Origin of the sequence: Rhodopseudomonas sp. B29 (genome assembly GCF_000333455.1) — a bacterium.
Taxonomy (GTDB): domain Bacteria; phylum Pseudomonadota; class Alphaproteobacteria; order Rhizobiales; family Xanthobacteraceae; genus Rhodopseudomonas.
Window position 1 is genome coordinate 1 of the sequence record NZ_BADD01000292.1, and the last position, 4,226, is coordinate 4,226.

Genomic DNA, 4,226 nt, shown 5'->3' on the forward strand with positions numbered 1-4,226 from the left:
GAGCGCGTCACAGAGCGTGAGCGCGAGCGCCAGTTGCCGGAGGCCGGCGCGATCAGCCGCGCCGCAGCCGCGACGATCACGACCCACAAGATCAGGTTGGGCATCTGCGCGATGGTGATGTCGCCGGTCTGACGATTTCGGAAGAAACAGTTCAGCGCCCGATACATCCTGGTGGTCCCCTATGGGTGGTTCGCGCCATAGACGTAATGACCCGCGCGCCGCGCCGCCTTCAGAGCGCCTTGGCGAGATATTTCGCCGTCCGGCTTCCCGACGCCGCGACCTTCTGCGGCGGGCCGAACGCCACGATGCGGCCGCCTTCGTCGCCGGCGCCGGGGCCGACATCGACGATCCAGTCGCTGCCGGCGGCCACCGACATGTCGTGTTCGACCAAAATGACCGTGTTGCCGGCATCGACGAGGCCGTGAAGCTGGCTCGCGAGCTTCTCGACATCGAACGGGTGCAGCCCGGTGGTCGGCTCGTCGAGAACGTAGAGAGTCCCACCGCGCTGCGCGCGCTGCAGTTCGGTGGCCAGCTTGACGCGCTGGGCCTCGCCGCCGGACAGTTCGGTTGCGGATTGGCCGAGCCGGATGTAGCCGAGCCCGACCTCGCGCAGCACGCTCAGCGCCCGACGCAGGGCGTCGTGATCGCTGAAGAATTCGAACGCGCCGTCGACCGTCATGCCGAGTACGTCGGCGATCGACTTGTCGCGGATCTTGATCTCGAGCGTCTTGGCGTTGTAGCGCGCGCCCTTGCAGGTGGGGCAGGGGGCGTAGACGCTCGGGAGAAACAGCAGCTCGACGCAGACATAGCCTTCGCCTTCGCAGGTCTCGCAGCGTCCCTTGGCGACGTTGAACGAAAAACGCCCCGCATCGTATTTCCGGGCCCGCGCCTGCTTGGTCGCTGCGAAGAGCTTGCGCACGTGATCGAGCAATCCGGTGTACGTGGCGAGGTTTGACCGCGGCGTCCGCCCAATCGGTTTCTGGTCGACGACGACGAGGCGCTTGATGTGCTCCAGACCTTCGGTGACTTCGCCGCCCAGCGTTTCCACGTTCTCGTCGAGTCCGGCTTCGTCCGGATCGGCTTCGCGGAGCTGCCCCAGCCGATCGCCGACCGCGTCGACGAGAAATTGAGTAATCAGGCTCGATTTGCCCGAGCCGGAGATTCCGGTGACGCTTGTGAGGACACCCAGCGGCAGATCGACATCGAGACCGTCGAGGTTGTTGCGCGTCACGCCGCGCAGCTTCAACCAGCCCTTCGGCGCGCGCACCGCCTTGTCCGGCCGGACGCTGTCGGCAAACAGATAGCGCCGCGTCTGCGAGGCGCTCACTTGCGCAAGCCCTTGCGGCTTTCCGCTGTAGAGGATCTGGCCGCCTTGCTCGCCGGCGCCGGGGCCGACATCGACGGTCCAGTCGGCCTGCTGCACGACATCCAGTTCGTGCTCGACGACGAATAGCGAATTGCCGGCGGCCTTCAGCCGCCGCAGCGCCCGCAGCAGCGCCTCGGTGTCGGCCGGATGGAGTCCGGCCGATGGTTCGTCGAGCACGTAGACGACGCCGAACAGATTGGACCGGACCTGCGTCGCCAGCCGCAGCCGTTGCAATTCGCCGGGCGACAGCGTCGGCGTGCTGCGCTCCAGCGTGAGGTAGCTGAGGCCGAGGTCACGCAGCACCTCGAGCCGCGCCGCGAGGTCCTCGATGATGCGCTGCGCGACCAGGAGTTTCTCCGGGTGATCCTCGCTGCCCTTGGCGGCGCCGATGTCGAGACGAGGCCGCAGCACGGCGTCGAGTTGCTTGAGCGAGAGGCGTGAGATCTCCGCAATGTCCATCCCGGCGAACTTGACGGACAGCGCTTCCGGCTTGAGCCGCTTGCCGTTGCAGACCGGGCAGTCATCGCTCGACAGATACTGCGCGACGCGGCGCTTCATCATCGCGCTCTGGGTGGTGGCGTAGGTCTGCAGCACGTATTTGCGGGCGCCGGTGAAGGTGCCCATGTAGCTCGGCTCCTCCTTGCGCTTGAGCGCGCGGCGCGTCTCGGCGGCGTTATAGCCGGCATAGACCGGCACCGTCGGCTGCTCGTCGGTGAACAGGATCCAGTCGCGATCCTTCTTCGGCAGCTCGCGCCACGGCTTGTCGACGTCATAGCCGAGCGTCACCAGGATATCGCGCAGGTTCTGTCCTTGCCACGCCGTCGGCCAGGCCGCGACCGCCCGCTCGCGGATCGTCAGTGTGTCGTCGGGGACCAGACTGCGTTCATTGACCTCGTGAACGCGTCCGATGCCGTGGCAATTCGGGCAGGCGCCCTCCGGCGTGTTGGGCGAGAACGACTCGGCATAGAGCAGGGGCTGGTGGCGCGGATAGTCGCCGGCGCGCGAATACAGCATGCGCAGAAGATTGGACAAGGTGGTGACGCTGCCGACCGACGACCGCGTGGTCGGCGATCCGCGCTGCTGCTGCAGCGCCACCGCAGGCGGCAATCCTTCGACCTGATCGACGTCCGGCACCTGCATCTGGTGGAATAGCCGCCTTGCATACGGCGACACCGACTCGAGGTAGCGGCGCTGGGCCTCGGCATACAACGTCCCGAACGCCAGCGAGGATTTCCCCGATCCCGACACCCCGGTGAACACCACCAGCGCATTGCGCGGGATGTCGAGCGACACGTCCTTGAGATTATGTTCGCGAGCCCCGCGGACGCGGACAAATCCCTCCGGCTCGCGTGAGATGGTTGAAGATTCAGCTTTCGCTTTCGCGCCCATGGATTCCTGTTCCTCGCGCCGGACCAAGCCCTGCTGCGACAGTGAGTTCCCGGCGCTATGGGCTGGCATGGCGATCGGCATTTCGCCGAGCTATCGGCTAAGTCATTTGCAGGTGCCGATGCGGTCAGCCTTCGCACACGGGCTCCTTCGGCCTTAACCGAAGCTTTACGGCACGCCGGCACGGTCGGAGCGGCGGAGAGACCATTGTCCAACTGGCGGGACGAGAAGGCGAAGGCCAATGCGCAGGCGTTGGCGCGGCTGAGCAAGCGGCTGCCGGACGCGTTTCCGCAGGCCGTGCTGGTGCGAGCGCGAAACTGTTCTTGGGCGCCGGCAACACTCCGGGTCGCGATCGACGGCTACTGGCGCGCGCATCCGCTGCGAGCCGACCGGCTGGCGCGGGCACTCGCCGCCCGCAGCGGCGCGCCGGAGCGATGGCGCTGGCAGGTCGGCGGCGATCCGGACTCGGGCTTGCCCAGTAGCTTCCGCGTACCGCCGGCGCCGTATCGCCAGAAGGCCTTTTCCAAGGGAGACGGCTTCTGCTGCGTCTGCGGCCAGCCGGTCTATCGCTTCGGTTGGCACGCCGATCTGTGGGACGTCGGGCCGAACAAGAACGCGACCTGGCACAGCGCCTGTGTGGTCGCCTGGCAGCTCTGGAATGCGCCGAGCGCTCATGCCAAGCTGCTCCGCAAGCTGCAGGGCCGCCGCTGCCGCGAGACCAACCGGCGCTTGTTGAAGACCTCGGAGGTCGATCATCAGGTGCCGCTTTTCCAGGTCTGGCGCCAGCACCGCGACGCGCCGTGGCCGGAGCTGCTCGGCTACTGGGGCTTGCCCAACCTGCAAGTCATTAACCGCGAAGTCCACGTCGCCAAATGCGCCGACGAGGCCAAAGGGCGGAGTGCGGCGCGGGTAGCTGCACCTTCGGAGTCTCCACCTGCTTAGTTAAGTCACGCGGTCTCCGTCATGGCCGGCCTTGGGCCGGTCATCCACGCAGTAGAGCTAGCGACGCCAAGAACGTGGATGGCCGGGACGAGCCCGGCCATGACGACGTCATGAAGACTAGTGAAAACGTAGTTAGTCCACCGCTTCCAGCGCGTGCACTGAGAACATCCCCGCCGCATCGGTCCAGCAGCGCAGCGAGCGCCAGCCGGCGCCTGCGGCGAGCGCGGTGAAGCGGGGCAAGCTGTATTTGTAGCTGTTCTCGGTGTGAATGGTTTCGCCCTTGCGGAAACTGAAGCTGTGGTCGAACAGGCGGACGGTCTGATCGCGTCGGCTGACCAGATGCATCTCGATGCGGTGCTCGGCGCGATTGTAGATGGCGCGGTGACCGAACGCGCCGAGATCGACGTCACCGCCGAGTTCGGCGTTGATCCGCTTGAGAACGTTGAGGTTGAACCGCGCGGTGACGCCGGCGGCATCGTCATAAGCGGCTTCCAGCACGCGTTCGTTCTTTTCCAAATCGATGCCGATGATC

The 4,226-nt window shown here is 66.1% G+C and carries 3 protein-coding genes; 1 reads left to right on the plus strand and 2 read right to left on the minus strand.

The annotated features are described in order from the left end of the window. Positions 1 to 229: 229 nt before the first annotated feature. Positions 230 to 2,755: an excinuclease ABC subunit UvrA gene (uvrA, locus tag I5M_RS10795; protein WP_031336048.1), complete on the minus strand. Its 2,526-nt coding sequence runs from the start codon at positions 2,753 to 2,755 to the stop codon at positions 230 to 232. A gap of 204 nt (positions 2,756 to 2,959) precedes the next feature. Between uvrA and I5M_RS10800 the strand changes: the two genes are divergently transcribed. Beyond that, a complete protein-coding gene (locus tag I5M_RS10800) occupies positions 2,960 to 3,694 on the plus strand; it encodes a hypothetical protein (protein WP_022721419.1) in 735 nt (244 codons plus the stop codon). 132 nt (positions 3,695 to 3,826) lie between these two features. Here I5M_RS10800 and I5M_RS10805 read toward each other — a convergent pair. Next, positions 3,827 to 4,226, minus strand: a 400-nt coding sequence (locus I5M_RS10805) for an L-histidine N(alpha)-methyltransferase (protein WP_031336049.1), incomplete at its 5' end; no start/stop codon positions are given.

Excerpts from the sequence above, each read along its gene's own strand:
- uvrA (WP_031336048.1), bottom strand. The coding sequence starts at position 2,755 with ATGGGCGCGAAAGCGAAAGCTGAATCTTCAACCATCTCACGCGAGCCG.